Annotated in this window: 3 protein-coding genes; 2 read left to right on the forward strand and 1 reads right to left on the reverse strand. The window is 45.0% G+C overall.

The genetic code is table 11. The annotated features are described in order from the left end of the window. Nucleotides 1-144 precede the first annotated feature (144 nt). A complete protein-coding gene (yejK, locus tag ACRC27_RS13240) occupies nt 145-1,152 on the reverse strand; it encodes a nucleoid-associated protein YejK (protein WP_438631587.1) in 1,008 nt (335 codons plus the stop codon). 198 nt (nt 1,153-1,350) lie between these two features. Between yejK and ACRC27_RS13245 the strand changes: the two genes are divergently transcribed. Next, a complete protein-coding gene (locus ACRC27_RS13245; RefSeq protein WP_438621942.1) occupies nt 1,351-1,578 on the forward strand; it encodes a YejL family protein in 228 nt (75 codons plus the stop codon). 19 nt (nt 1,579-1,597) lie between these two features. Continuing rightward, a partial coding sequence (locus ACRC27_RS13250) for a DUF3413 domain-containing protein (protein WP_438640091.1) occupies nt 1,598-2,847 on the forward strand: 1,250 nt, incomplete at its 3' end.

Consider the following 2,847-nt stretch of genomic DNA (forward strand, 5'->3'; position numbering starts at 1 on the left):
CTATGCAGCGTCACGCGTTCAAGCCAAAAGTAACGCACATCGACTTCGTTCGCGCTTAATTTCGCGTACTTTGTTCGAAAGAAAAACGCCGCATTATGCGGCGTTTTTTGTGGGCGCAGATCGGCCATGACGGATCATCGAATGTTATTTTCCCGTTGACCGACGTTGCAATTGGTCACGCAGGTTTGGCGGAGTGCCTTTGATCGTCAGGGTATCTGTTGTGGCATCCCAGTAAATACGCTCACCGAGTAGCAGAGCATCAAAGCTCAAGGTTATCCCACCGCCGCTGCCGGTAAATTTAGTCAGTTGGCGTAAAGTCGATCTGTCGGCTGGAAAGCTCTCTTCCAGTGCATAATCTTGCTGTTCCGCAAACTGATAAAAATTCTGCTCAGCCACTTCCGGCAATACATTTGAGAGATCTTTAAGTTCTATCTCATCACCGGCTTGTAATTGCTCATTACAGTAGGCATACACTTTTTGCCGATACTCTTGTCGCTCTTCTTTATCTAACTGCGCTTCGGCACAGTAGTCATTAACCGCTTGTAATAAGCCACGATTCTGCGCTTTGGTGTCTAGCCCTTCCGCTGCGCCGAGAAAATCCATGAAAAAATCAGACACTTTGCGCCCTACTCGCCCTTTAACAAAAGTCAGATAACGCTGAGAATCTGGGTTACTTTGCCATTCGGTAAGATCAATACGTGCAGCGATATCTAAATGTGTGATATCAAGATAGTGAGTCGTGCTGACATCAAGCAGTTCATTGACACGCATACTGACACAGTTGTTAAGCTGGGCAATCAGTAAGTATTCTGAAGCCAGATAGCGGTAATGGCACAGCACCACAACCCCACTCTCGGCAAACGGGTATTTTGCCAATTGATCACGCAATTGTTCGGTTGCCATACGTGAAAAGGCGAGAAAATCTGCCGGCTCAGTCACCCAATTTTGCAATGTTTGTGCAAAAATGCTTTCTGAATTAAACAGACCGTAAGCTTTTCCTGCTTTGGCAGAATAAACCCGATGCAGCTCTTCCATCATCTGCTCAACCGCATCATTAATCGGTAGCGGGGAGTCGCGTAACATGATATCGAGTGTATTCTCATCACGCTTTACCAGCTGATGTAATGCAATGTGGTTGACCTTCAGGCTCATATTGTTCTTTTATCCTCTCTGCGTCTGGATCTTTTCTTTGATCGGGTATTGAAGCACTGCCTTTGGCTCTACGCAAGATGAGAACGCATGTATACAAAGCCAAATGGGTTCAATCAATGTTCAACGCACAAAAATGCGGAAATCAGTGACCAGTTTAGGTATCATGTGGCGCTAAAACTTCGTTATGAGCACACGCGAATGGCACAAGAATCACGTTACAGCGACGAAAAAGTCGAAAATATTCTGACTGATATGATTGAAACTCTGGAGCGTCATCAAGTTCCGGTGGATCTTTCACTGATGGTCTTAGGCAACATGGTCACTAACCTGATCAACTCCAGCATTGCACCGCAGCAGCGTAAAGTAATTGCGCGCTCTTTTGCCGATGCATTGCTCTCTTCTGTGAAAGAAGAAAAACTGCAATAACAGGAGTCGCAAGAACCCGATGCTGAAAACTGGCCCGCGCTACCGTGAAAAAGTTTCCCAGATGATCACTTGGGGTCACTGGTTTGCTTTATTTAATATACTGGCATCACTGGTGATCGGAAGCCGCTATTTTCTAGCAGCAGACTGGCCACCCACACTGTTGGGGCGTGCTTATGCTTTTATCAGTTGGATTGGTCATTTCGGGTTCTTGGGCTTTGCTTCTTATCTGCTCATTCTTTTTCCCCTGACATTTTTGGTGATGTCACAACGCTTATTACGTATTGGCGCGGTGATTTTTGCAACCGTAGGGCTAACGCTTCTCTTAGTTGATACCGAGGTGTTTAATCAGTTTCATCTGCATTTAAGCCCAGTGGTGTGGCAGATACTGGTAAACCCAGATGATGGTGAGCTATCTCGTAACTGGCAACTACTGTTTATTGCCGTGCCAGTCATTTTTTTGGTGGAGTTGTTGTTTGCAACTTGGAGCTGGCAGAAACTGCGCAGTTTAGGCCGTCGTAATTTTGATCGCTATTTTGCAATTTTATTTATTTGCTGTTTTATCACATCACACCTTGTCTATATGTGGGCTGATGCTACGCTTTATCGTCCGATTACGATGCAAAAAGCCAATCTACCACTGTACTATCCGATGACGGCAAAGCGTTTTCTTGAACGCTATGGCTTTATGAATCAAGATGAGTATCTGCGTCAGCTTAATCAGCAAGGTACACCTGATGCAGCTACCGTACACTACCCGCGAAATGACCTGACTTATGCCCCGCAGTCGTCAAAGAATTATAATATTTTACTGGTTGTGATTAACGGACTACGCGCTGATGCAATCAACAGTAAAACAATGCCTGAGCTTAATCAGCAAGCGGCTTTTGCAACACGTTTTGAGAACAATTACAGCACCGGTAACAATGCCAACACCGGCCTGTTTGGTCTATTTTATGGTATTTCACCTACATACTTAGACGGTATATTATCCATTCAAAAGTCATCTGAATTTATTGATGCATTGCAGCATCAGGATTATCAGATGGGATTATTTTCAGCCAACGGTTTTTCTGCGCCGTTATATCGCCGTGCCCTGTTTAATGGTTTTTATCTGCCAAAATCACACCCAAAAAACCTGGCAATCAGCGATGCGGCAGTCACCCAGCGCTGGCAACAGTGGATTGAGCAACCTGATCGCGCTAATAAACCTTGGTTTACTTATGTCAATTACAGTGCGCCAGCCTCATTTGATAAAGGTTTTACACAACG

Origin of the sequence: Plesiomonas sp., from assembly GCF_051650925.1 — a bacterium.
Classification (GTDB): Bacteria; Pseudomonadota; Gammaproteobacteria; order Enterobacterales; family CAMTGL01; genus Plesiomonas.